The following is a 23,470-nucleotide window of genomic DNA, read 5'->3' as shown; positions in this document are numbered from 1 at the left end:
GTTGCGTGGTGTCGGCCGCGTCGGAATCGGTCAGCGGCGCGACTTCTTGTTGCGGTACTGGTCGGCGATCACGGCCGCGACGATGATCGCGCCCTTGACCATCTCCTGGTAATACGCGTCGATGCGGATGAACGTGAAGCCCGACGTCATCACGCCGAGGATCAGCACGCCGATCACGGTGCCCGTCACGCGCCCGAGGCCGCCCGACAGCGACGTGCCGCCGATCACGACGGCCGCGATCGCATCGAGCTCGTACATCACGCCCATGCCGGACTGGCCGGAGATCGCGCGCGCGGCCGTCACGGTGCCGGCGATCCCGCTCAGGAGGCCCGCGATCGCATAGACGAAGATCAGGTGACGCGTCACGTTGATGCCCGATACGACGGCCGCGTGGCGGTTCGCGCCGATCGCATAGGTGTACTTGCCGAAGCGCGTGTAGCGCAGCACGACGTGGAAGATCGCGGCGATCACGAGAAAGACGATCACCGGGTTCGCGCCCGCGCCGATCGCCGCGAACGAGTCGGTCAGCATCGACACCGGCATCCCGTTGGTGAACCACTTCGCGAAGCCGCGCGCGGCAACCATCGTGCCGAGCGTCGCGATGAACGGCGGGATGCCCGTCATCGCGATCAGCGTGCCGTTCAGCAGGCCGACCAGCAGCCCGACGCACACGCCGGCCAGCACCGGCCAGATCACCGGCAGATCGGTGAGATGCGGAAACACCGCGCGCGGGAAGTCGGACACCTGCGCGAGGCTCGCCGACACGACGGCGGCCGCCGCGACCACCGACCCCGACGAGAGATCGATCCCGCTGGTGATGATCACGAGGTTCACGCCGACCGCGATGATGCCGATCACGGCCATCTGCAGCACGATGATCTCGAGCCGCTCGGCATTGAACAGAAAGCTCTGGCCGACGACGATCCAGCCGAGAATCTCGAAGAACAGGCTGATGCCGACCAGCACGAGGAAGATGCTCAGTTCGGGCGGCCACTTCGTATGCCGCGACTTGAGTGTCATGGTCTGCGCATCCGCGACCGGGTTCAGGTTGCCCATTTCAGTTGTCTCCAATCTTGTTTCGGCTCAGCGCGACGCGAGATCCATGATGCGGACCTGGTCGGCGTCCTTGCGATCGACGATTCCGGTCATGCGCCCTTCGTGCATCACCATCACGCGATCGCTCATCCCCAGCACTTCCGGCATTTCCGACGAGATCATCAGCACCGCGACGCCCTTGCCGGCCAGCGCGCTGACGAGCCGATGGATCTCGGCCTTCGCGCCGACGTCGATGCCGCGCGTCGGTTCGTCGAGGATCAGGATGCGCGGCTGCGTGAGCAGCCAGCGGCCGATCAGCACCTTCTGCTGGTTGCCGCCCGACAGGTTCTGGATTTCCTCGTGCAGCCCGGGCGACTTCACGCGCAGCATCCGGCTCATTTCCTCGCAGTCGCGCTTCAACTGCGCCTGCTGCACGAAATTGAACTTCACGTAGCGGCGGCTGAGCACCGCCGCTTCCATGTTCGCGAGCAGGTCGAGATTCAGGAAGCAGCCGGAGTCCTTGCGGTCCTCGGTGAGGAACGCCATCCCGTGCTTCATCGCCTGCGCGGGCGTCGAAATACGCACCGGCTTGCCGTCGATGCGGATCTCGCCCGACGTGGCCGGCACGACGCCGAACAGCGCCTCCGCGACGTTCGAGCGCCCCGAGCCGACGAGGCCCGCGACGCCGAGAATCTCGCCCGCGCGCAGCTCGAAGCTCACGTCGCGGAACACGCCGTCGACGCAGAGATCCTTCACCGACAGCACGACGTCGCCGATCGGCACCGCTTCCTTCGGAAACATCTGCGTGATCTCGCGCCCGACCATCATGCGGATGATGTCGTCGCGCGTGACGTCGCTCGACGCATGCGTGCCGATGTACTTGCCGTCGCGGAACACCGAGAACTCGTCGGCGATCTCGAACAGCTCGTTCATCTTGTGCGTGATGTAGACGATGCCCTTGCCCTGCTCGCGCAGCTGGCGAATGATCCGGAACAGGTGCGCGACTTCCTTTTCGGTCAGCGCGGAGGTCGGCTCGTCCATGATCAGCACGTCCGAGTCGAACGACACGGCCTTCGCGATCTCGACCATCTGGCGGCTCGCGACCGACAGCGTGCGCACGTCGGTTTCCGGATCGATGTCGATCGACAGCCGCTCGAACAGCGCGGCCGTGCGGCGGCGCAGCTCGGCGTGATCGATCAGGCCGAAGCGGTTCTTCGGTTCGCGGCGGATCCAGATGTTTTCCGCGACCGTCATGTACGGCATCAGGTTGAGCTCCTGATGGATCATCGCGATGCCGCGGTCGAGCGCATCGAGCGGGCCGTTCAGCACCACCGGTTCGCCGTTGATCAGGATTTCGCCCTGGTCGGGCGTGTAGACGCCGGCGATGATCTTCATCAGCGTGGACTTGCCGGCGCCGTTCTCGCCCATCAGCGCATGAACGGTGCCGCGGCGCACGCGGAACTGCACGCCGTCGAGCGCGACGACGCCGGGAAAGGACTTGCCGACGCCGCGCACCTCGAGCACGCAGTCGGCCGTGGAAGGAGGCGGCGAGCCGGACGAGCCGGCCGCCCCGGACGAAGCGGCCGGCGCGTCGCCGCCGGCCATCGGGCGCGCGATCCTGGCTGTAAACATGGACGTTCCTCGACAAGTCGCGCGCGAACCCGGCCGTGCCGGGCCCGCGCAGTTCAACGGGACAACCGGTCAGTGCTTCGCGTACTGGTTCATGTTGTCGGGCGTCACGAGTTCGAACGGCACGTTCACGTAGCGATCGACCGGCTGCTTCTTCGCAAGCTTGAGCGCCGCGGCCACCGCCTGCGCGCCCTGCCCGGTCGCGTTCTGGTAGACCGACACCTTCAACTCGCCGGCCTTCATCGCCGCGAGGCCGTCCGGCGTCGCGTCGATGCCCGCGACGACCGTTTTCGGCGTCAGCTTGCGCGCGGCCTTCAGTGCATTGATCGCGCCGATCGCCATTTCGTCGTTGTTCGACACGATCGCGTCGAACTTGGTCCCGGAGCTCAGCCAGTTCATCGTGATGTCCTGGCCCTGCGTGCGGCTCCACTTGCCTTCGCGCTTGTCGACGATCTTCATGCCCGCGCACTCCTTCGTCGCGATCACGTCCTCGATGTCCTTGGTGCGGGCGCGCGCCGATTCGTTGGACAGCTCGCCCATCAGCACGAGGATGTCGCCCTTGCCGCCGAGCAGCTTGCACACCTGGCGCGCCTGCAGCGTGCCCGACTGCTTCTCGTCGGAGGCGACGACCGCGACGCCGGCCGGCAGCTTGTCGAAATCGACCGGCTTGCGGTTCACGTAGACGAGCGGGATCTTCGCCGCGGTCACCATCTTCGTGATCTTCGGCGTCGCGTCGGTATCGACGGCGTTCACGATGATCGCGTCGACTTTCTGCGCGATCATGTTCTGGACCTGGCTCAACTGCTTGCCGACGTCATTGCCGCCGTCCTCGATCTGCACCGTCGCGCCGTCCTTCTTCGCCGAATCGGCGATGCTGTTGCGCAGGATGGTCAGGAACGTGTCGTCGAACGATGCCATCGTCACGCCGATCTTCTCGGCATGCGCGAGCGGCGCAGCCAGGATCGCGGCGGCCGCGACGGCCATCAGCTTGGTCTTCATGATCAATCTGTCTCCTCATCTCCGGGGGGCGGAAGACGGCGCATTGCGCGCCGCCGGGCCGAGTCCGATCGGATCCGATCGGGACTGAAGCATCCGGATGAAACTGTAGATCACTTCCTCGAAAATTTGGAAATTTATTTCTACGTGATTTCACCTAGGGAACTGGATTTCCAAAAAGTCTAGACTGCGTCCGTAGCCCGAATCCCGGCGGCAGGCAGTCTCGCGTCGTGCGGCACATGCCGCGGACAGCCGCCGCCGGATCGGTCCCCTAATCTGCCGGCAGCGCCGAACGCCGGCCGCGAGCGTGACACGTGATATGAGCCTGCTGAACTTTCCGAGTGACCGCCCCATCGATCTCGCCTGCCTCGGCCGCGTGGCCGTGGATCTCTATGCGCAGCAGTACGGCAGCCGCCTCGAAGACGCGCGCAGCTTCCAGATGTATCTCGGCGGCTCGTCGGGCAACGTCGCGTTCGGCGTCGCGCGGCTCGGGCTGAAGACCGCGATGATTTCGCGCGTCGGCGACGAGCAGATGGGCCGTTTCCTGCGCGAGACGCTCGAGCGCGAAGGCTGCGACACGAGCCAGTTGCAGACCGATCGCGAGCGCCTCACCGCGCTGGTGCTGCTCGGGCTGAAGGATCGCGATACGTTCCCGCTGCTGTTCGTGCGCGAGAACTGCGCGGACATGGCCGTGCGCGCCGACGAGATCAGCGAGGACTTCATCGCCGGTTGCCGCGCGCTGGCGATCACCGGCACGCATCTGTCGACGCCGGGCACGCGCGAGGCGTCGCTGACCGCGCTCGGTTACGCGCGCCGCCACGGCGCGGTGCGCATCCTCGACATCGACTACCGGCCGGTGCTGTGGGGGCTGACCGCGCGCGGCGCCGGCGAGAACCGTTACGTCCCCGACGCGCAGGTGACGCGGCAACTGCAGCAGGTGCTCGACGAATTCGATCTGCTGGTCGGCACCGAGGAGGAATTCCTGATCGCGGGCGGCGTGCCGCACGACCTGATCTCATCGTTGCGGGCGGTGCGCGCGATCACGAACGCGACGCTGGTCGTCAAGCGCGGCGCGCTCGGCTGCTGCGTGATCGAAGGCGACGTTCCTGCGCGCATCGACGCCGCGCCGACCTTCGTCGGCGAACGCGTCGAGGTGCTCAACGTGCTCGGCGCGGGCGACGCGTTCCTGTCGGGCCTGCTGTCGGGGCTGCTGCGCGGGCGCGACTGGGCCGAATCGACGCGCATCGCGAACGCATGCGGCGCGATCGTCGTGTCGCGCCACGCGTGCTCGGCCGCGATGCCGACGCCGGCCGAACTCGCGCACTGGTTCGGCGGCAGCCGCAATCCGGCGGTCGATGCCGACCGCACGCTCGCGCACCTGCATCGCGTGACGGTGCCGCGCCGCGAATGGGACGACCTGTGCGTGATGGCGTTCGACCATCGCAGCCAGTTCTACGAACTCGCGGTGCAGGCCGGCGCGGATGAGGCGCGAATCAGCACGTTGAAGCGCCTGCTCGTGCGCGCGGTCGAACAGGTCGAGCGCGACCGCGGCATCGCCGGCCACGTCGGCGTGCTGATCGACGGCGGCGCGTACGGTCGCGACGCGCTCGCGTCGGCCACCGGGCGCGGCTGGTGGGTCGGCCGGCCGGTCGAGCTGCCGGGCTCGCGGCCGCTGCGGTTCGACGAGACGCGTTCGGTCGGCTCGTCGCTCACGCACTGGCCGACCGAACAGGTCGTGAAGTGCCTCGTTCACTATCACCCCGACGACCCCGTCGACCTGCGCGTCGAGCAGGAGCAGCGCGTGCTCGAACTGTGGGAAGCCACGCGCGCGAGCGGCAACGAGCTGCTGCTGGAAATGATTCCGCCGCGCGCGGTCACGCCGGCCGGCACCGAGGACGACGCGGTGCTGCGCACGGTCGCGCGCTTCTACAACCTCGGCGTGAAGCCCGAATGGTGGAAGCTCACGCCGCTCACCGCCGACGGCTGGGCACGGCTCGCCGCGCTGATCGCCGAGCGCGACCCGCACTGCCGCGGCGCGGTGATTCTCGGGCTGAACCAGCCGCTGCAATACCTCGTCGACAGCTTCCGCTCGGCGACCGACCCGATCGTCAAGGGCTTCATGGTCGGGCGCACGCTGTGGGCCGATGCGTCGCTGAACTGGTTCGCGGGCCGGATCGACGATCAGGCGCTGATCGACGAAGTGGCCGGCAACTTCGCGCAACTGGTCGACGCGTGGCTGGGCCGCCGGGCCGCCGCGCGCGCCGCCGCAGCCTGATGCCCGTGTTCGCGACGACCACCCGACTTCTCTCTATCGACCGACGATGACCACCACCGTAAGACTGACCGTCAGCCAGGCGCTCGTGCGTTACCTGGCCGCCCTGCGCGCCGAAGTCGTCCAGCCCGACGGCCGCACCGAGATCCTGCCGTACTGCGGCGGCGTGTTCGCGATCTTCGGCCACGGCAACGTGGCCGGGCTCGGCGAAGCGCTGCATGCCGAGAAGGACCGGCTGCCGACGTTTCGCGCGCACAACGAGCAAGGGATGGCCAATGCGGCCGTCGCGTTCGCGAAAGCGAATTTCCGCCAGCGAATGATGGCCGCGACGTCGAGCATCGGCCCCGGCGCGACCAACATGCTCACGTCCGCCGCGCTCGCGCACGTCGGCCGCTTGCCGCTGCTGCTGCTGCCCGGCGACGTATTCGTGTCGCGGCTACCCGACCCGGTGCTGCAGCAGGTCGAGGATTTCGAACAGGGCGACGTCAGCGCGAACGACTGCTTCCGGCCCGTGACGCGCTACTTCGACCGCATCGTGTCGCCCGAGCAACTGCTCGTCGCGCTGCCGCGCGCGATCCAGGTGATGACCGATCCCGCGCAGTGCGGCCCCGTGTGCCTCGCGCTGCCGCAGGACGTCCAGACCTTCGCGTACGACTGGCCCGAGGATTTCTTCGCGCCGCCGGTGATCCGGATGCGCCGGCCGCCGGCCGACCCGCTCGAACTCGCCGACGCGCTCGACGTGCTGAAGGCCGCGAAGAAGCCGCTGATCGTCGCCGGCGGCGGCGTGCTGTACAGCCAGGCGTGGGACGCGCTGCGCACGTTCGCCGACACGCACGGCGTGCCGGTGGCCGAATCGCAGGCCGGCAAGGGCAGTCTCGCGTGGGACCACCCGCTGAACCTCGGATCGATCGGCGTGACGGGCTCCCCCGCCGCGAATCGCGCGGCCGCGCAGGCCGACGTCGTGTTCGCGGTCGGCACGCGGCTGCAGGACTTCACGACCGGCTCGCACGCGCTCTACGGCGACGCAACGTTGTTGAGCCTGAACGTGCAGCCGTTCGACGCGGGTAAGAAGCGCGGCCGGCAACTGGTTGCCGATGCGCGTACGGGCCTCGGCCAGTTGTCGGCCGCGCTGGCCGGCTGGCGCGCCGACGCGGCGTGGACGGCCGCGAACCGCGACCAGGCCGCCGCATGGAACGCGCGCGTGACGGCGCTGACCACCCAGATGCCGACCGACACGCTGCCGTACGACGCGGAAGTGATCGGCGCGGTGCGCGACTCCGCGGCCGACGCCGGGCGCGACAGCGCGCGCGACGACCTCGTCGTCTGCGCGGCCGGCACGCTGCCCGCCGAACTGCACAAGCTGTGGCGCAGCGGCGTGCCGGGCAACTACCACATGGACTATGCGTATTCGTGCATGGGCTACGAAGTCGCGGGCGGCCTCGGCGCGAAGCTTGCACGACCGGAGCGCGAAGTGATCGTGATCGTCGGCGACGGCTCGTACATGATGCTCAACGCGGAGCTCGCGACCTCCGTGATGCTCGGCCGCAAGATCATCGTCGTGATCCTCGACAACCGCGGCTACGGCTGCATCGAGCGGTTGCAGCTCAACTGCGGCGGCGCGAGCTTCAACAACATGCTCGACGACTGCGTGCCCGAAGGCGGCGAACGTTCGACGATCGACTTCGCGATGCATGCGCGCGCAATGGGCGCGCAAGCCGTGCACGTGCGCGACGTCGGCGAGCTGCGCCGCGAAATGAAACGCGCACGGGCGGCGACGAAGAGCCAGGTGCTCGTGATCGACACCACGCACCGTCGCACCACCGACGACGGCGGCGCGTGGTGGGAAGTCGCGGTGCCGCAGGTCTCCGCACGCGCCGATGTCGAACGCGCGCACCAGGCGTATCTCGACGCGAAAACCCGGCAGCGGCGCTGATCGCGCACGCTGCGCCACGAACACGCCCCGCCCCCATCATCCGAATCGAATCGAGGAAGCAAGACATGAGCTGGAACGTCCGCATCGGCATCAACCCCCTGTCGTGGATGAACGACGATCTGCCGTCGCTCGGCGGCGAGACGCCGCTCGAGACGGCGCTGAAGGAAGGCGCCGAAATCGGCTATGCGGGCTTCGAGCTCGGCAACAAGTTTCCGAAGACGGGCCCCGAACTGAAGGCGAAGCTCGCCGAATTCGGGCTCGTGTGCGTGTCGGGCTGGTATTCGGGCTTCCTCGCGGAAGTCGCGCCGGGCATGACCGACGCCGATGCCGTCGCGGCGGAGATCGCGCGCTGCCGCGCGCACATGACGAAGCTGCAATTCAACGACGTGACGGTCGTCGTGTACGGCGAATGCGCGGGCACGATCCAGGGCAGCATCGACACGCCGGTCGCGAAGCGCCCGCGTTTCGTCGACGACGAAGCGTGGCGGCGCTACGCGGCGCGCCTCGACGCGTTCGGCGCGCATCTGCTCGACACCTACGGGATCCGGCTCGCCTACCATCACCACATGGGCGCGTACGTCGAGTCGCCGGACGACGTCGACCGGCTGATGGCGCTGACCGATCCCGCGAAGGTGTTTCTGCTGTTCGACACCGGCCACGCGTATTTCGGCGGCGCGGCCGACCCGGTCGCGCTGCTGAAGAAGCACGTGTCGCGCGTGGCGCACGTGCATTGCAAGGACGTGCGGCCGCGGGTCGTCAACCAGGCGCGCAACGACGGCTGGAGCTTCCTGAACGGCGTGATCAACGGCACCTTCACGGTGCCGGGCGACGGCGCACTCGACTACGACGCGACGCTGCGCACGCTGAAGGATGCCGGCTACGAGGGCTGGCTCGTCGTCGAGGCCGAGCAGGATCCGGCCGTCGCGCCGAGCTATGCGTATGCGAAGAAGGGCTACGAATCGCTGCGCGCGATCGTCGACCGGTTGAGCGCGTGAGCCCGCGCGCAAGCGCCCGAGCATTCGCGTCCTACCCTATTGCGGAGACCCACTTCATGACGATTTCTCCCCTGCTGGTCAAGGCATCCGCCGACCGCGAAATCTGCAACGTCACGCCCGAATCGGCCGGCTGGAAGCACGTCGGCTTTCGCGCGCTGCGCCTGAAGGCCGGCGATACCGAAACGGTCGACACGGGTACGCGCGAGCTGTGCGTCGTCGTGCTGACGGGTACGGTGCGCGCCGAAGTCGACGGCGAAACCCACGATGCGCTCGGCAAGCGCGACAGCGTGTTCGAGGAAGTGTCTCCGGATGCACTGTACGTGCCGGGCGGCAAAACCGTCACGCTGGTCGCGACGCGCGATGCGGAAGTCGCGCTGTGCACCGCGCCGTACGCGAGCGGCGACAAGCCCGTGCGGCGCCTCGACGGCGAACGGATGCGCCGCTCGGTGCGCGGGCAAGGCACCAACACGCGCTACGTCTGCGACATCCTGATGGGCGACAACCCGGCCGCCGAGCGTCTCCTCGTCGTCGAAGTCGTCACGCCGGCCAGCCATTCGAGCAGCTATCCGCCGCACAAGCACGACCGCGACGCGGCGCCCGACGAAACCTCGCTCGAGGAAACCTACTATCACCGGATCGATCCGCCGCAGGGTTTCGCGTTCCAGCGCGTGTACACCGACGACCGCAGCCTCGACGAGGCGTGTGCGGTCGAGAACCACGACGTCGTGATGGTGCCGCGCGGCTACCACCCGGTCGTGGCTCCTCACGGCTACAACCTGTACTACCTGAACGTGATGGCCGGACCGAGCCGCGCGTGGGCGTTCAAGAACGACCCCGCGCACGAGTGGATGCTCGATGCGGCGCCGAAACGCTGACGTGCCGAAGCGCCGAAGCACTGAACGGAACACGGGCCCACGCGGCCCGTGACGATGCGACGCCCGGCACGCGTATCGAGCCGGCAACGCTACGGAGCCCGCCATGGTGACGTCCCCCTTTCGCCTCGAACCCCACGCCGTCGACGACGATGCGTCGACCCCGGCGCTGCCGCACTTCGATGCGGCCGTCGCGCGCCGCATGGGAGAAATCGCGGTCAACCTCGCGTCGCGACGCGGGCTGCCGATCGCGGTCGGCATCGTCGGCGAGCAGACGCTGCTGTTCTACTGTGCGCTCGACGGCAGCGGCGCGCACGACGGCGATGCGATCCGCCGCCGGCAGAACACGGTCCTGCGTTTCGGCCAGAGTTCGCTCGCGGTCGGCGCGCGCTTTCGGCGTGCCGGCTGGTCGCTGCGGTCGCAGGGCCTGTCGGACGACGACTACGCGCTCGACGGCGGCGGCGTGCCGTTGCGGGTCGCCGGCGCCGGCATCGTCGGCGCGATGGCGATCGCGGGCCTCGGCGCCGAACGCGATCACGCGCTCGTCGTCGAATGCTTGCGATGGCACGTCGGCGCGAATGCGCGGGCGATGAGCGCGTAGCGGCGCGAACGGCGCTCCTGCCCCGTTCGCGCGATACCGCCGACGCTCAGTTCAACCCGCCGCTCACGACGAGGTGCTCGCCGGTCATCCAGCGTGCATCGTCCGAGGCGAGGAACACGGCGACCGACGCGATGTCGTTCGGCTCGCCGAGGCGGCCGAGCGGCGTCTGGCCGCGCACCTGCGCTTCGAGATCGGAACCGATGATGCCCGCGCTGTGCGTGCCTTCGGTCACGATCATCCCCGGGTTGATCGCGTTCACGCGGATCTTGCGCGGGCCGAGTTCGAGCGCGAGCACGCCGGTGATCGCGTCGACCGCACCCTTCGTGCCGCTGTACACGGCGCTCGCGGGCGGCGTGATGCTGGTCACGACCGAGCTGATGTTGATGATGCTCGCGCCTTCGCCGAGATGCTTGACCGCCGCCTGCGTGGTCAGCAGCACGCCGAACACGTTCGTGTCGAACTGCCGGCGGTAGTGTTCCTCGGTGATCGCTTCGATCGGCGCGAATTCGTACACGCCGGAGTTGTTGACGAGCACGTCGAGACGGCCATACGTTTCGATCGCGGTATCGACGATGCGTTGCGCGTCGGCGGCCTTCGACACGTCGCCGCCGACCGCGACCGCGCGGCCGCCCGCTTCCGCGATCGCGCTCACGACCGCATCCGCGCCTGCCTTGCTGCTCGCGTAATTGACGACGACCGCTGCACCTTCGTCGGCCAGTGCCTTCGCGATTGCCGCGCCGATGCCCTTCGATGCGCCCGTGACGATCGCTACCTTGCCTGTGAGCTTGCTCATGATTTCATTCCTCAGTCCGAAGACGTTCGATGGATGGTGCCGGTTGCCGCGACGATGCGTCGATGCGTTGCGATGGCGACCGGCCTGACTGGCAATGTACGGTGCGGCACCGCGACGATAAAGCGGCTCGACGCGAATTGACTGGCGGAGTTTGCCGAACAATCGACTGGATGCCGTCAGCCGGCGCTCAGCCACGCGCGCGCGACCTCGCCGCCCAGCCCGTCGAGCCCGCCGTCGTAGACGATCCGTCCGCGCCCCATTACCGCCGCGCGCCGCGCGAGCCGCGGCGCGAGCTGCAGCCGCTGCTCGATCAGCACGATCGACACGCCGTCGGCCTGCAGCGCGGCGAGGCACGCGCCGACTTCGTCGACCGCGAGCGGCGCGAGCCCTTCGGCCGGCTCGTCGACGATCAGCACGCGCGGCCGGCCGGCGAGTGCGCGCACCAGCGCGAGCACCTGCTGCTCGCCGCCCGACAGCCGCCCGGCTTTCACGTCCGCGCGCGCGGCCAGCAGCGGAAACCGCTCGAACAGGCGGTCGAGCGCCGCGCGTTCGGCGGCGCCGCTCGCGCCGCGCAAACCGAGCCGCAGGTTGTCGCGCACGGTCAGCAGCGGAAATACGTCGCGGCTTTCGGCCACGTAAGCGACGCCGCGCCGCGCGATCTCGAACGTGCGCGCGCCCGCGCATTCGGCGCCGGCGATGCGCACCGAGCCGGCCGTGCGCACGAGCCCCATCACGGCCTTCGCGAGCGTCGAGCGCCCCGAGCCGTTGCGGCCGAGCAGCGCGAGCGTCTCGCCCGGCGCGAGCGCGAGATCGACGCCGTCGAGCACGGGCTGCACCCCGTACCACGCACGCAGGCCGCGAATCTCGAGCACGGCGCTCATGCCGCGCCCTCGCCCAGATAGGCGGCCCGCACGCGCGGATCGGCGCGGATCGCGTCGGGCGCGCCGGTCGCGACCACCGTGCCGCGCACGAGCACCGTGATGCGTTCGGCGAAACCGAACACCGCGTCCATGTCGTGCTCGATCATCAGCACGGTGCGGCCCTGCGTCGTCGCGCGGATCAGCGCGATCATCCGCGCCGCCTGCGCGCGGCTCATGCCGGCCGTGGGCTCGTCGAGCAGCAGCGTACGCGCGCCGCTCGCGAGCGCGATCCCGAGATCGAGCGCGCGCTGCTCCGCATAGCTCAGCTCGGCGGCCGGCATGTCGCGCCGCGCATCGAGGCCGATGTCGTGCAGCACGCGCGCCGCCGCGCGATCGATCGACGCCGATTCGCGCAGCCGGTTCCACCAGCGCCGCCGTTCGGCGGGCGCATGCAGCGCCGCGCAGCGCAGGTTGTCGAACACCGTCAGGCGCGCGAACGCGCTCGTCTGCTGGAAACTGCGGCCGATGCCGAGGCGGCTCGCGACGACCGGCCCGCGCCCGCGCAGCTCGACGCCGTGCAGCACGACGCGCCCGCGCGTGGGCCGCGTCGCCCCGGCGATCACGCCGAACAGCGTCGATTTGCCCGCGCCGTTCGGCCCGATCAGCGCGTGGCGCTCGCCGGCCGCGATGCTCAGGTCGACCCCGTCGAGCACGGTCTGCGCGCCGAAGCGCTGCACGACGCCGTGAAGCGCGATCGCGTTGCCGTTCATCGCCCGTCCTCCCGCGTGGCCACCGCCGCGTCATGCCCGAGCCGCGCGCGCCAGCGCCACAGCAGCGTGCCGATGCCGGCCGCCGAGCACGCGACGGCCCAGCCGGCCGGCGTATCGGCGTCGATGTTCCACGCGCCGAACGCGAAGCCCGTGCCGTCGTCCTGCGCGAAGCGCCATGCATAGCCGAGCTCGGCCGCGCAGACGATCGCGATGCCCCAGAACGCGCACGCACCGACGGCGCACAGCACGCGCCACCGCTCGACGGCCGGCGCGCCGCGCCGCAGCGCAGGCGCGAACGCCCGCGCAATGCCCGCGATCCCGCCGGGCGCGGCGACGACGATCGCGACGAACAGCACGCCGAGATACAGCGCCCACGCGCGCGACACGCCCGCGACGACGATACTCAGCGCGGTCAGCACGGCCGCGCCGGCCGCCGGCCCGAAGAAGGCGCCGGTGCCGCCGATCACCGCGGCGATCAACACGGTCGCCGAGCGCGCCATCGACACGCTGTCGGGCGTCGCGATCTCGACGTCGATCAGCGTCAGCGTGCCGGCGATGCCGGCGAAGAACGATGCGCAGGTGACCATCGCGAGCCGCACGCGGCGCGGATCGGTGCCGAGCGCGGCGACGCGCGCCGGGTTGTCGCGCACCGCGTTCGCGAGCCGCGCGAGCGGCGTGCGCGTCAGCGCATGCATCGCCCACGCCGACACGACGCACCACGCGGCGATCAACGCATACGCGTGCGCCGGCGCGCCGAAATGCGCGTTGCCCCACGGCGCACCGCTCGCACGGTCGATCGGCACCCCGCCGAGGCCGCCGAACCACGCGGGCACGCTCCACGCGGCGGCCGCCACGCATTCGCCGAGGCCGAGCGTGATCATCGCGAACGCGGTGCCGGAACGGCGCGTCGCCAGCAGCCCGGCGACGAACCCGAAGCCCGCGCCGGCCACGCCGCCGACGAGCGGCAACAGCGGCAGCGGGCCGCCGATATGGTTGAACCAGTGGGCGGCCGCGAACGCGCCGAGGCCCGCGAATGCCGCATGCCCGAACGACAGCAGCCCGGTCGTGCCGAGCTGCAGGTTGTACGACAGCGCGAGCACGACGAGCGCGGCCGTCTGCGCGAGATAGCCGAGCACCGCGCCATGCGGCCACAGCCATGCGGGCAGCGCGACGCACGCGGCGAACAGCGCCCAGCGCACGCATCCGGCCAGTGCGCGGCTACGCATCGGCACGCTCGCCGAACAGCCCGCGCGGCCGCGCGACCAGGACCGCGACGAGCAGCAGGTACGGCACCAGCGGCGCCAGTTGCGCGATCGACACGGTGGCCACGCTGTCGGGCAGCGCGATGCCCGTCCATGCCGCGAGGTCGCGCAGCGACGTGTCGCTCGCGGCCGCGAAGGTCTGCGCGAAGCCGACCGCGAGCGACGCGACGAACGCGCCGCCGAGCGAGCCGAGCCCGCCGATCACGACCACCGCGAACACGACCGATCCGACGGTTTCGGCCAGCGCGGGCTCGATCACCGCGAGCGGCGCGCCGATCACGCCGGCCAGCGCCGCGAGCGCGGTCCCCGCACCGAACAGCGCCGTCATCACGCGCGGCACGTCGTAGCCGAGCGCCTCGACGGCCGCGCGATGCGTGAGCGCCGCGCGCACGACGAGCCCGAGGCGCGACGCGCGCAGCAGCCCGCCGAGCGCGACCAGCATCGTCGCGGACATCGCCATCATGAACAGCCGGTAACGCGGCAACGCGAGACCGAACACGGTCACGGGCGCGCCGTCGAACAGCGGCGGCACGGGCGCCGGCAGCGGCGCGAGACCCCATGCGAGTTTCGTGCCCTCGCCGATCAGGTACGCGAGACCGAAGGTCAACAGCAGTTCGCTCGTATGGCCGCGCGCCTGCACGCGGCGCAGCAGCGCGCGTTCGCAGCCGGCGCCGAGCAGCCCGACGGCCAGCGGCGCGAACACGAGCGCGGGCCAGAAGCCCGCGGAGGCCGCGATGCCGTAGCCGACATACGCGCCGAGCATGTAGAAGCTCGCATGGGCGAAGTTGAGCACGCCCTGCACGCTGAAGATCAGCGTGAGGCCGGCCGACAGCATGAACAGCAGCAAGCCGTAGCTGAGGCCGTTGAAGGCCTGGAGCGCGAACGCGTGCACCGCGTATCGTCAGGCGGCGAGCGGTTCGAGCGCGGCGCGCAGTGCATCGGGCAGCGGCACCGGGCGACGCGTGCCGCGATCGACGTACACGTGCACGAAATGCCCCTGTGCGGCGGGCGCCGCATCGCCTCGGGCGAACAGCCCGACTTCATAGCGCACGCTCGACGTGCCGAGCTTCACGACGCGCAGGCCCGCGTCGACCGATTGCGGAAACACGAGCGGCGCGAAGTAGTTGCATTGCGTCTCGACGACGAGCCCGATCGTCTGCCCATGCTCGACGTCGAGCACGCCCGCGCGGATCAGGTACTCGTTCACGACGGTGTCGAAGTAGCTGTAGTAGACGACGTTGTTCACGTGCCCGTAGACGTCGTTGTCCATCCAGCGGGTCGTGATCGGCAGGAAGTGGCGATAGGCGTCGCGCGGACGCGGCTGCGGCTTGTCGGACATGGCGATGGCGGTCAGGGCGATGGAAGCGAAGGGAACGACGGGGACGACGCGTGACGGCCGCACGACGCGGCGCGCCGGCCGGCGACGAAGCGCCGCGACGCGCGCGCCACGGCGGACGGCATGCTGCGGGCAGGCCGGCGCGTCACTGCCCCGGCCGGTCGACGAATTCGAAATCGAGGCCGCGCGCGCGCATCCAGTCGGCGAGCGCGACGCCCGTGCCGGCGCGCCACGGGCGCAGCAGCGGCGGATCGACGAGCTTGTATTCGAGCAGTTCCGGCGACAGCGACACCGTGCCCGACGCCCGCACGTGGTACGCGATGATCAGCTCGTTCTTGCGCATGAATTCGTACACGCCGACGAGCGATACGTGCTCGGCCTTCAGCGCGGTTTCCTCGAATACCTCGCGCGCGATGCCGTCCTCGGGCGTCTCGCCGTTTTCGAGGAAGCCGGTGATCAGCGCGAACATCCCTTCGGGCCACGCCGCGTTGCGCGCGAGCAGGACCTTGCCGTCGAGTTCGACGATCGCGGCGACGACGGGCAGCGGGTTGTTCCAGTGCACGTAGCCGCAGGACTCGTCGGGGCAGGCCTGGCGGATGCGGCCGCCTTCATGGTCGGGATCGGCCCGCTCGGTCAGCGGGCTCGCGCAGCGCGGGCAAAAGCGATAGTCGGCGGTGGTCATCGATGGCAATCTGGCGAGCGCCGGACGGCCGTGTGCCGGCTGCCCGCGCACCCGCTCGGCGCGGGAAAGGCTTCATTCTAGCGAGTTTGCCCGCGCCCGAGACGATCCGGCCCCACCGGCGTCAGGACGACCGGCGCCCGCGGGCGGCGCTCGCCGCGAAGCCGGCGGCACCGATCAGCAGCGCGGCCGCCGCGACCCCCAGCGCGGGCATAAACGACCCGAAGCGCGCAGCGAGCGGCGCCGCGACGAGCGGCCCGAGTATCTGCCCGACGCCGTACGATGCGGTCGCATAGCCCATCAGCCCGGCCGCACGCTCGCCGTGCAGGCGCCGCGCCTCGCACATCGCGAACAGCGTGATCGCGGTGAACGGCAGGCCGAGCAGCGCGCTGCCGATCGAGAAGCCGGCCGCGTTCGGCCACACGATTCCGGCCGCGATGCCGAGCGCCTGCGTCGCGCAGCCGGCCGCGAGCAGCAGCCGGTTGTCCCAGTGCCCGGGCAGCCGCGCGGCGGTGATCGCGCCGACGATCAGCGCCGCGCCGAACATCGGCCAGAACAGGTCGGGCCACGGCGAACCGGCCGGCAGCGCGGCGCGCGCGATCACCGGCAGGAACGTCGCGGTGACGATGTAGCCGAAGCCCGGCGCGCCGTACAGCACGACGAGCCACGCGGCGTCCGCGCGACGGCTGCGCGTGGCCGCCCGTGCCGCCCGTGCCGCCAGGGCGGCGGGCGCCCCGGCGGCCGGCGGCCCTGCCTGCGCGTGCGCCGAGGCCGAAGCCGACGCCGGAGCCGAGGCCGAAGCCGGCGCCGCACCGAACGTGCGCCAGATCGCGACCGACAGGACGGCCGACAACGCCGCGAAACCGAGCCAGCCCACCGCCGCACGCTGGCCGGCCAGCGCACTGCCGATGAGCCCCGTCACGACGATGCCCACGCCCGGCCCCGCGTAGATCACCCCGCTCCATTCGGGCGCACTCAGCTCGGCCAGGCGCCGCAACCCCCATTGCGACATGAACACGAACGTCCATGCGCTGACGACGCCCGCGACGAAACGCACGACGAGCCACGCCGGCAGCCAGTGGCCGGCACCCATCGCGGCGGTCAGCAGCACGGTCGCGACGAGCCCGACACGCACCATCCGCGCGGGCGCGACGCGCAGCGCCGCGCAACTGAGCGCCCCGACGAAGTAGCCCGCGTAGTTCGCCGACGCGAGCCAACTGCCTGCTTTCAGGCCGATCGAGCCGTCCGCGAGCATCAGCGGCAACAGCGGCGTGAACGCGAAACGGCCGACGCCGAGCACGACGGCCAGACCGATCATGCAGGCGAGCGCGGCCGCGCGGGCGCGGCGGTCGGCGTGGTCGGACGAAAGCACGCGGGCGGCGGCGGTCGGGGCATCGAAGCGGGACATGGCGGCATGGGCCGACGCGTCGCGCGCCGGCCGGATCGGGAATCGGAACGTCTCCATCCTAGCTTGACCAAACGTTCTCTAAAAATGAATAATTGAGAATCAAGTCATCCCATGGAGAGAATCATGGACCTGGCGGCGCTGGCGATCTTCCGGGCGGTGGTGCGCGAGAACGGCGTGACGCGCGCGGCGGCCAAGCTCAATCGCGTGCAGTCGAACGTCACGACGCGCATCAAGCAGCTGGAGGAGGAGCTCGGCGCGGCGCTGTTCGTGCGCGACGGCCGCCGGCTCGTGCTGACGCCGGCCGGGCATACGCTGCTGCCGTATGCGGAACGCCTGCTCGCGCTCGCCGACGAGGCGCGCGACGCGGTGCGCGAGGACACGCCGCGCGGCCGGCTGCGGCTCGGCACGATGGAAAGCACGGCCGCGAGCCGGCTGCCGACCCTCCTCGCGCGCTACCACCATGCATGGCCCGACGTATCGCTCGAACTGCTGACGGGCACGACGGGCTGCCTGATCGACCGCGTGCGCGACTTCGAAATCGACGCCGCGCTGTTCGCGCGCCCGCCCGAGCCGGACACGCTGCCCGACACGTTCGAGACGGTGCCGATCTTCCGCGAGGATCTCGTGCTGCTCACCCCGCGCGGCCATCCGCCGGTGCGCACGCCGCGCGACGTGCTCCTGCCGACGCTGATCGCGTTCGAGCGCGGCTGCGCGTATCGCAAGTACGTCGAGCAATGGTACGCGGCGCACGGCGCGAAGCCGGCGCGCGTGCTCGAGCTCGGCTCGTATCACGCGATCGTCGCGTGCGTCGCGGCCGGCGCGGGCATCGCGGTCGCGCCGCGTTCGGTGCTGAATCTGCAGCCCGAGCCCGGCAACATCGCCGCGCACACGATTCCCGAACTGGAAGGCATCGACACGCTGCTCGCGTGGCGGCACGGTTATGCGTCGGCGGCGCTCGCCGCGCTGCGCGATGCGCTCACCGACGCCGCGCGACAGCCCGGCGACGCGGCGAAGCCGACCGCGACCGTGCCGGCCTGACCGGGCTCGCGCGTCGCCGCATCGAGCGACGCGCCGGTACGGCACAAACGAAACGACCCGACCGGCGCATCCGCCGATCGGGTCGTTTTCGCTTCACGCGACGCCGTCGGTACGACAACGTCGCATCGGTCGTGCAACGATCAGAGCCGCTCTTCGACCCAACCCTTCACGCCGGCCAGCGCGCCCGGCAGATTCGCCGGCTCGGTGCCGCCTGCCTGCGCCATGTCCGGACGGCCGCCGCCCTTGCCGCCGACCTGCTGCGCGACGAAGTTCACGAGCTCGCCGGCCTTGACCTTCTTGCTCGCATCCGGCGTGACGCCCGCGATCAGGCTGACCTTGCCGCCTTCGACGGCCGCCAGCACGATCGCCGCGTTCTTCAGCTTGTCCTTCAGCTTGTCGACCGTTTCGCGCAGCGTCTTCGCGTCGGCGCCGTCGAGCGTCGCGGCCAGCACGTACACGCCGCCGACTTCGACGGCCTGCTGCGCGAGCTCGTCGCCCTGGCTCGACGCGAGCTTCGACTTCAGCGCGCCCAGTTCCTTCTCGAGCGCCTTCACCTGGTCCTGCACCTGCGCGATGCGCTGCGTGAGTTCCGACGGCTGCGCCTTCAGCGCCGCCGCCGCTTCGTTCACGCGCGCGTCGAGCTCCTGCACGTAGCGCACCGCGTTGTCGCCGGTGATCGCCTCGACGCGGCGGATGCCGGCCGCGACGCCGCCTTCGACGACGATCTTGAACAGGCCGATGTCGCCGGTGCGGTGCACGTGCGTGCCGCCGCACAGTTCGCGCGAGAAACCGAGGTCGAGCACGCGCACTTCGTCGCCGTACTTCTCGCCGAACAGCGCCATCGCGCCGCCCTTCACCGCTTCGTCGTACGGCATCACGCGCACAATGCCCGGCGCGTTCGCGAGGATTTCGGCGTTGACGATCTGCTCGACGCGACGGATCTCGTCGTCGGTCATCGGCGCGTTGTGCGCGAAGTCGAAACGGGTTTTCTCCGCGTCGACGAGCGAACCCTTCTGCTGCACGTGCGCGCCGAGCACTTCGCGCAGCGCCTTGTGCATCAGGTGCGTGGCCGAGTGGTTGCGCTGCGTGCGTGCGCGGCGCTGCGCGTCGATTTCCGCGCGCAGCACGTCGCCGACCTTGAGCGTGCCCTGCTCCAGCGTGCCGTGGTGACCGATCACGTCGGCCTGCACCTTCAGCGTGTCGGCCACCGCGAAGCGCGTCGATGCATTCGCGAGCACGCCCTGGTCGCCGACCTGGCCGCCCGATTCCGCGTAGAACGGCGTGTGATCGAGCACGACGACCGCATCCTGGCCGGCCTTCACTTCGTTGACGGCCGAACCGTCGACGTACAGCGCGACGACCTTCGCGTCGTCGAACGCGATTTCCTCGTAACCGTGGAACGTGGTCTTCGCGCCCGTGTATTCGAGGCCCTGCGTCGCCTTGAACTTGCCGGCCGCGCGCGCCTGCTCGCGCTGGCGCGCCATCGCGTCGTCGAATGCCGGCTCGTCGACCGTCATCCCGCGCTCGCGGCACACGTCGGCCGTCAGATCCAGCGGGAAGCCGTAGGTGTCGTGCAGCTTGAACGCGAGCTCGCCGTCGAGCACCTTGCCGCCCTTCGCGTCGACGTCGGCGAGCGCGGCCTCGAGGATCGACATCCCGTGCTCGATCGTTTCGAAGAAGCGCTCCTCTTCCTGGCGCAGCACGTCGGTCACGCGCTGCTCGGCTTCCTTCAGCTCCGGATAGGCCGTGCCCATCTCGGCGACGAGGTCGGCCACCAGCTTGTGGAAGAACGCGCCCTTGCGGCCCAGCTTGTAGCCGTGGCGGATCGCGCGGCGCACGATCCGGCGCAGCACGTAGCCGCGGCCTTCGTTGCCGGGGATCACGCCGTCGACGATCAGGAACGAGCACGCGCGGATGTGATCGGCGATCACCTTCAGCGAGTTGTTCGTGAGGTCGCCGATCTCGGTCACGCGCGCGGCGGCCTTGATCAGGTTCTGGAACAGGTCGATCTCGTAGTTGCTGTGCACGTGCTGCAGCACCGCGGCGAGACGCTCGAGGCCCATGCCGGTGTCGACCGACTGCTTCGGCAGGCGCGTCATGTTGCCCTGCGCGTCGCGGTTGAACTGCATGAACACGAGGTTCCAGATCTCGATGTAGCGGTCGCCGTCTTCTTCCGGCGACCCCGGCGGCCCGCCCCACACGTCCGGGCCGTGGTCGTAGAAGATTTCGGTGCACGGGCCGCACGGGCCGGTGTCGCCCATCGTCCAGAAGTTGTCCGACGCGTAGCGCGCGCCCTTGTTGTCGCCGATCCGGATGATCCGCTCGGTCGGCACGCCGACTTCCTTCGCCCAGATGTCGTACGCTTCGTCGTCTTCCTGGTAGACGGTGACCCACAGTTTTTCCTTCGGCAGCTGATAGACCGTGGTCAACAGCTCCCACGCGAACTTGATCGCGTCGTGCTTGAAGTAGTCGCCGAACGAGAAGTTGCCGAGCATCTCGAAGAACGTGTGGTGGCGCGCCGTGTAGCCGACGTTCTCGAGGTCGTTGTGCTTGCCGCCCGCGCGCACGCTGCGCTGCGCGGTAGTGGCGCGCGAGTACGGGCGCGGGTCCGTGCCGAGGAAGACGTCCTTGAACTGGACCATGCCCGAGTTCGTGAACATCAGCGTGGGATCGTTACCGGGCACGAGGCTCGACGAGCGGACGATCGTGTGGCCCTTCGATTCGAAGAATTTGAGGAATTTCTCGCGGATTTCGGCAGCTTTCATGGCGTGCGGGGACAGTCTGGCAAAGACGGCTTCAAACGCCGGCGCCCCAGGCGGGGCGCGCGGCGGCATGGATTCGGAAACGATCGATTATACGATACAGACCGCCCGCCCAAGCGGCAGCGGCCCGCTGCGCCGGACGACCGGCCTGGGCCACCGGCGCGGCCGATTCGCCTTAAGATGCTCGGCATGCCAATCGGCCGTGCCCGGCAAGGCAGGCCAGCCATGAAAGGAGACGATTCGACGATGGGTGCCCTGAGCCATATCCGCGTGCTGGACCTGACCCGCGTGCTCGCGGGCCCGTGGTGCGCGCAGACCCTTGCCGATTTCGGCGCGGACGTGATCAAGGTCGAGCGCCCGGGCGCCGGCGACGACACGCGCCACTGGGGCCCGCCGTACCTGAAGGACGCGGACGGCGCGGATACTGCCGAGGCCGCGTACTACCTCGCGGCGAATCGCAACAAGCGCTCGGTGACGATCGACATCGCGACGCCGGAGGGCCAGCAGATCGTGCGCGAGCTCGCCGCGCAAAGCGACGTCGTGCTCGAGAACTACAAGGTCGGCCAGTTGAAGAAATACGGGCTCGACTACGACGCGCTGCGCGCGGTGAAGCCGGATCTCGTCTATTGCTCGGTCACCGGCTTCGGCCAGACCGGCCCGTATGCGCATCGCGCGGGCTACGACTTCATCGTACAGGGCATCGGCGGCTTCATGAGCATCACCGGCGAACGCGACGGCGAGCCGGGCGGCGGCCCGCAGAAGGCCGGCGTCGCGATCGCCGATCTCGCGACCGGCCTCTATTCGACGATCGCCGTGCTCGCCGCGCTCGCGCACCGCGACCGCACGGGCGAAGGCCAGTACATCGACATGGCGCTGCTCGACGTGCAGGTCGCGCTGCTCGCGAACATGAACACCAACTTCCTCGCGAGCGGCAAGCCGCCGGTGCGCTGGGGCAACGCGCATCCGAACATCGTGCCGTACCAGACGTTCCAGACGCGCGACGGCTGGATCATCGTCGCGGTCGGCAACGACGGGCAATTCCGCAAGTTCGTCGAGGCCGGCGGGCGGCCCGAGCTGGCCGACGACGAGCGCTTCGCGACGAATCCGTCGCGCGTGCGCCATCGCGACACGCTGGTGCCGATCCTCGCGGAGATGGTGAAGGCGCGCGACAAGGCCGACTGGATCGGCGCGCTCGAAGCGGCCGGCGTGCCGTGCGGGCCGATCAACGATCTCGACGAGGTGTTCGACAACGAGCAGGTGGTCGCGCGCGGGATGCAGGTGTCGCTGCCGCACCCGTGCGGCGCGGAGGTAAAGCTCGTGCGCAACCCGATCCGGATGAGCGCGACGCCGCCCGACGCGCGCACGGCCCCGCCGTTGCTCGGCGCGCAGACGGACGACGTGCTGCGCGACATGCTCGGCTACGACGACGAGCGGATCGCGGCGTTGAAGGCGAAACAGGCGATCTGACGCGGTTCGGGTGACGGCGTCGCGGCGGCGCACCCGATGACGACGATCGGATCAGACAGCCGCGACTCGCGCACGGCGAGCAGACGCACTAACGTGCGAGCGCATCGAGCCAGCCGCGCGCTTGCGGCCAGTCGCCGAGCCCGCTGTCGGCGTTGATGTGGCCGCGCGGGCCGAGCTCGTGGAACGTGCTGCCCCACGCGTTCGCGCAGCCGCGCGCGAAGGCGAGCGAACCGTACGGATCGTCGCTGCTTGCGACGACGCAGGTCGGAAACGGCAACCGTTCGTGCGGCACCGGGCCGAAGCCGTGCGCGTCGGCCGGAAACGCCGGCCCGGCGGGATCGGGCAGCGCGACCAGCAGCGCGCCGCGCACTTTCGCGAGCGCGGCCGGCCGCGCGTAGCGGGTCGCCCACCATGCGGCGGTCAGCGTGCCGAGACTGTGGCCGGCGATCAGCACCGGCCCGCGGGCGGCTTCGACCGCCCGGTCGAGCGCGAGACACCAGCCGTTGCGGAATGCCCGCTCCCAGTCGGGCATCGCGACGCGCACGAAACGCGCGTCGGCGCGCTCCCAGCGGCTTTGCCAGTGGAACGGGCCGGAGTTGCCGTAGCCCGGCAGCACGAATACGCGGGGGGTGCTCATGAAAGGATTCGTCGGCGCATGAAGTCGTTATGTGGCGTCGACGAAGTGTCGCACACCCGTTCCTCCCTGATGTTGCCTGTCGAAAAACGGACGGGGTGTGCGGGCGGGCCGTTACGCGTACGGAA

General features: G+C 69.8%; 20 protein-coding genes. 7 read left to right on the top strand and 13 right to left on the bottom strand.

What is annotated here, in order from left to right:
* Positions 1 to 30: 30 nt before the first annotated feature.
* The 3 genes from WS96_RS28805 to WS96_RS28795 all read right to left on the bottom strand — a co-directional run bounded on the left by WS96_RS28805 (position 31) and on the right by WS96_RS28795 (position 3,663).
* Positions 31 to 1,056, bottom strand: a complete 1,026-nt coding sequence (locus WS96_RS28805; RefSeq protein ID WP_034207066.1) for an ABC transporter permease — start codon at positions 1,054 to 1,056, stop codon at positions 31 to 33.
* A gap of 27 nt (positions 1,057 to 1,083) precedes the next feature.
* On the bottom strand, positions 1,084 to 2,667 hold the full coding sequence (locus WS96_RS28800; protein ID WP_059837184.1) for a sugar ABC transporter ATP-binding protein: 1,584 nt from the start codon (positions 2,665 to 2,667) through the stop codon (positions 1,084 to 1,086).
* 69 nt (positions 2,668 to 2,736) lie between these two features.
* The gene (locus WS96_RS28795; protein WP_059837182.1) at positions 2,737 to 3,663 is read right to left on the bottom strand and encodes a sugar ABC transporter substrate-binding protein; all 927 of its coding nucleotides are present in this window, start codon (positions 3,661 to 3,663) and stop codon (positions 2,737 to 2,739) included.
* A 316-nt stretch (positions 3,664 to 3,979) separates the two neighbouring features.
* On the opposite strand from WS96_RS28795, the gene WS96_RS28790 reads away from it, so the two are divergent.
* The 5 genes from WS96_RS28790 (at position 3,980) to WS96_RS28770 (ending at position 10,333) form a co-directional block, all read left to right on the top strand.
* Entirely contained in the window at positions 3,980 to 5,935 is a 1,956-nt protein-coding gene (locus WS96_RS28790) for a bifunctional 5-dehydro-2-deoxygluconokinase/5-dehydro-2-deoxyphosphogluconate aldolase (RefSeq protein WP_059837181.1), read from the top strand.
* A 46-nt stretch (positions 5,936 to 5,981) separates the two neighbouring features.
* Positions 5,982 to 7,865 carry a 3D-(3,5/4)-trihydroxycyclohexane-1,2-dione acylhydrolase (decyclizing) gene (iolD, locus tag WS96_RS28785; protein WP_059837180.1) on the top strand — a complete coding sequence of 628 codons (1,884 nt, stop codon included), beginning with the start codon at positions 5,982 to 5,984 and terminating at the stop codon, positions 7,863 to 7,865.
* Positions 7,866 to 7,930: 65 nt separating this feature from the next.
* Positions 7,931 to 8,860 (top strand): myo-inosose-2 dehydratase, encoded by a 930-nt coding sequence (gene iolE / locus WS96_RS28780; protein ID WP_059837179.1) that lies wholly within the window; start codon positions 7,931 to 7,933, stop codon positions 8,858 to 8,860.
* Between the two features lie 56 nt (positions 8,861 to 8,916).
* A complete protein-coding gene (iolB, locus tag WS96_RS28775; protein ID WP_059837178.1) occupies positions 8,917 to 9,735 on the top strand; it encodes a 5-deoxy-glucuronate isomerase in 819 nt (272 codons plus the stop codon).
* A 103-nt stretch (positions 9,736 to 9,838) separates the two neighbouring features.
* Entirely contained in the window at positions 9,839 to 10,333 is a 495-nt protein-coding gene (locus WS96_RS28770; protein WP_059837177.1) for a heme-degrading domain-containing protein, read from the top strand.
* A 46-nt stretch (positions 10,334 to 10,379) separates the two neighbouring features.
* Here WS96_RS28770 and WS96_RS28765 read toward each other — a convergent pair whose 3' ends face one another.
* The 8 genes from WS96_RS28765 to WS96_RS28730 all read right to left on the bottom strand — a co-directional run bounded on the left by WS96_RS28765 (position 10,380) and on the right by WS96_RS28730 (position 17,441).
* Positions 10,380 to 11,126 (bottom strand): SDR family NAD(P)-dependent oxidoreductase, encoded by a 747-nt coding sequence (locus tag WS96_RS28765; protein WP_059837175.1) that lies wholly within the window; start codon positions 11,124 to 11,126, stop codon positions 10,380 to 10,382.
* 176 nt (positions 11,127 to 11,302) lie between these two features.
* Positions 11,303 to 12,007, bottom strand: coding sequence for an ABC transporter ATP-binding protein (locus tag WS96_RS28760; RefSeq protein ID WP_059837174.1), 705 nt, complete (start codon positions 12,005 to 12,007; stop codon positions 11,303 to 11,305).
* On the bottom strand, positions 12,004 to 12,756 hold the full coding sequence (locus tag WS96_RS28755; RefSeq protein WP_059837171.1) for an ABC transporter ATP-binding protein: 753 nt from the start codon (positions 12,754 to 12,756) through the stop codon (positions 12,004 to 12,006). Before WS96_RS28755 ends, WS96_RS28760 begins: the two co-directional genes overlap by 4 nt.
* Entirely contained in the window at positions 12,753 to 13,982 is a 1,230-nt protein-coding gene (locus tag WS96_RS28750) for a branched-chain amino acid ABC transporter permease (RefSeq protein WP_059837169.1), read from the bottom strand. The genes WS96_RS28755 and WS96_RS28750 overlap by 4 nt, the downstream gene beginning before the upstream one ends.
* The gene (locus WS96_RS28745) at positions 13,975 to 14,910 is read right to left on the bottom strand and encodes a branched-chain amino acid ABC transporter permease (protein ID WP_059837167.1); all 936 of its coding nucleotides are present in this window, start codon (positions 14,908 to 14,910) and stop codon (positions 13,975 to 13,977) included. Before WS96_RS28745 ends, WS96_RS28750 begins: the two co-directional genes overlap by 8 nt.
* Before the next feature lie 9 nt (positions 14,911 to 14,919).
* A complete protein-coding gene (locus WS96_RS28740) occupies positions 14,920 to 15,357 on the bottom strand; it encodes an acyl-CoA thioesterase (protein ID WP_059826447.1) in 438 nt (145 codons plus the stop codon).
* Positions 15,358 to 15,499: 142 nt separating this feature from the next.
* A complete protein-coding gene (locus WS96_RS28735) occupies positions 15,500 to 16,036 on the bottom strand; it encodes an NUDIX domain-containing protein (protein ID WP_059780231.1) in 537 nt (178 codons plus the stop codon).
* A gap of 121 nt (positions 16,037 to 16,157) precedes the next feature.
* Positions 16,158 to 17,441, bottom strand: coding sequence for a YbfB/YjiJ family MFS transporter (locus WS96_RS28730; RefSeq protein ID WP_059837233.1), 1,284 nt, complete (start codon positions 17,439 to 17,441; stop codon positions 16,158 to 16,160).
* Positions 17,442 to 17,564: 123 nt separating this feature from the next.
* Between WS96_RS28730 and WS96_RS28725 the strand changes: the two genes are divergently transcribed.
* Positions 17,565 to 18,479, top strand: coding sequence for a LysR family transcriptional regulator (locus WS96_RS28725; protein ID WP_059837165.1), 915 nt, complete (start codon positions 17,565 to 17,567; stop codon positions 18,477 to 18,479).
* Between the two features lie 140 nt (positions 18,480 to 18,619).
* Here the strand turns inward: WS96_RS28725 and alaS are convergent, their stop codons facing one another.
* The gene (gene alaS / locus WS96_RS28720) at positions 18,620 to 21,244 is read right to left on the bottom strand and encodes an alanine--tRNA ligase (RefSeq protein WP_059837163.1); all 2,625 of its coding nucleotides are present in this window, start codon (positions 21,242 to 21,244) and stop codon (positions 18,620 to 18,622) included.
* 243 nt (positions 21,245 to 21,487) lie between these two features.
* Here alaS and WS96_RS28715 point away from each other — a divergent pair, with 243 nt between their 5' ends.
* Positions 21,488 to 22,708, top strand: a complete 1,221-nt coding sequence (locus tag WS96_RS28715) for a CaiB/BaiF CoA transferase family protein (RefSeq protein WP_059837161.1) — start codon at positions 21,488 to 21,490, stop codon at positions 22,706 to 22,708.
* 88 nt (positions 22,709 to 22,796) lie between these two features.
* Here the strand turns inward: WS96_RS28715 and WS96_RS28710 are convergent, their stop codons facing one another.
* Entirely contained in the window at positions 22,797 to 23,345 is a 549-nt protein-coding gene (locus WS96_RS28710) for an RBBP9/YdeN family alpha/beta hydrolase (protein ID WP_059837158.1), read from the bottom strand.
* Positions 23,346 to 23,470: the final 125 nt, after the last annotated feature.

Source organism: Burkholderia sp. MSMB1835, assembly GCF_001526365.1.
Taxonomy (GTDB): domain Bacteria; phylum Pseudomonadota; class Gammaproteobacteria; order Burkholderiales; family Burkholderiaceae; genus Burkholderia.
This window is presented reverse-complemented; position numbering and strand designations above follow the sequence as displayed.

Bases quoted from the DNA above. Each gene is read 5' to 3' on its own strand.
- WS96_RS28805 (WP_034207066.1), bottom strand. From the start codon at position 1,056: ATGGGCAACCTGAACCCGGTCGCGGATGCGCAGACCATGACACTCAAG.
- WS96_RS28800 (WP_059837184.1), bottom strand. From the start codon at position 2,667: ATGTTTACAGCCAGGATCGCGCGCCCGATGGCCGGCGGCGACGCGCCG.
- WS96_RS28795 (WP_059837182.1), bottom strand. From the start codon at position 3,663: ATGAAGACCAAGCTGATGGCCGTCGCGGCCGCCGCGATCCTGGCTGCG.
- WS96_RS28790 (WP_059837181.1), top strand. From the start codon at position 3,980: ATGAGCCTGCTGAACTTTCCGAGTGACCGCCCCATCGATCTCGCCTGC.
- iolD (WP_059837180.1), top strand. From the start codon at position 5,982: ATGACCACCACCGTAAGACTGACCGTCAGCCAGGCGCTCGTGCGTTAC.
- iolE (WP_059837179.1), top strand. From the start codon at position 7,931: ATGAGCTGGAACGTCCGCATCGGCATCAACCCCCTGTCGTGGATGAAC.
- iolB (WP_059837178.1), top strand. From the start codon at position 8,917: ATGACGATTTCTCCCCTGCTGGTCAAGGCATCCGCCGACCGCGAAATC.
- WS96_RS28770 (WP_059837177.1), top strand. From the start codon at position 9,839: ATGGTGACGTCCCCCTTTCGCCTCGAACCCCACGCCGTCGACGACGAT.
- WS96_RS28765 (WP_059837175.1), bottom strand. From the start codon at position 11,126: ATGAGCAAGCTCACAGGCAAGGTAGCGATCGTCACGGGCGCATCGAAG.
- WS96_RS28760 (WP_059837174.1), bottom strand. From the start codon at position 12,007: ATGAGCGCCGTGCTCGAGATTCGCGGCCTGCGTGCGTGGTACGGGGTG.
- WS96_RS28755 (WP_059837171.1), bottom strand. From the start codon at position 12,756: ATGAACGGCAACGCGATCGCGCTTCACGGCGTCGTGCAGCGCTTCGGC.
- WS96_RS28750 (WP_059837169.1), bottom strand. From the start codon at position 13,982: ATGCGTAGCCGCGCACTGGCCGGATGCGTGCGCTGGGCGCTGTTCGCC.
- WS96_RS28740 (WP_059826447.1), bottom strand. From the start codon at position 15,357: ATGTCCGACAAGCCGCAGCCGCGTCCGCGCGACGCCTATCGCCACTTC.
- WS96_RS28735 (WP_059780231.1), bottom strand. From the start codon at position 16,036: ATGACCACCGCCGACTATCGCTTTTGCCCGCGCTGCGCGAGCCCGCTG.
- WS96_RS28730 (WP_059837233.1), bottom strand. From the start codon at position 17,441: ATGTCCCGCTTCGATGCCCCGACCGCCGCCGCCCGCGTGCTTTCGTCC.
- WS96_RS28725 (WP_059837165.1), top strand. From the start codon at position 17,565: ATGGACCTGGCGGCGCTGGCGATCTTCCGGGCGGTGGTGCGCGAGAAC.
- alaS (WP_059837163.1), bottom strand. From the start codon at position 21,244: ATGAAAGCTGCCGAAATCCGCGAGAAATTCCTCAAATTCTTCGAATCG.
- WS96_RS28715 (WP_059837161.1), top strand. From the start codon at position 21,488: ATGGGTGCCCTGAGCCATATCCGCGTGCTGGACCTGACCCGCGTGCTC.
- WS96_RS28710 (WP_059837158.1), bottom strand. From the start codon at position 23,345: ATGAGCACCCCCCGCGTATTCGTGCTGCCGGGCTACGGCAACTCCGGC.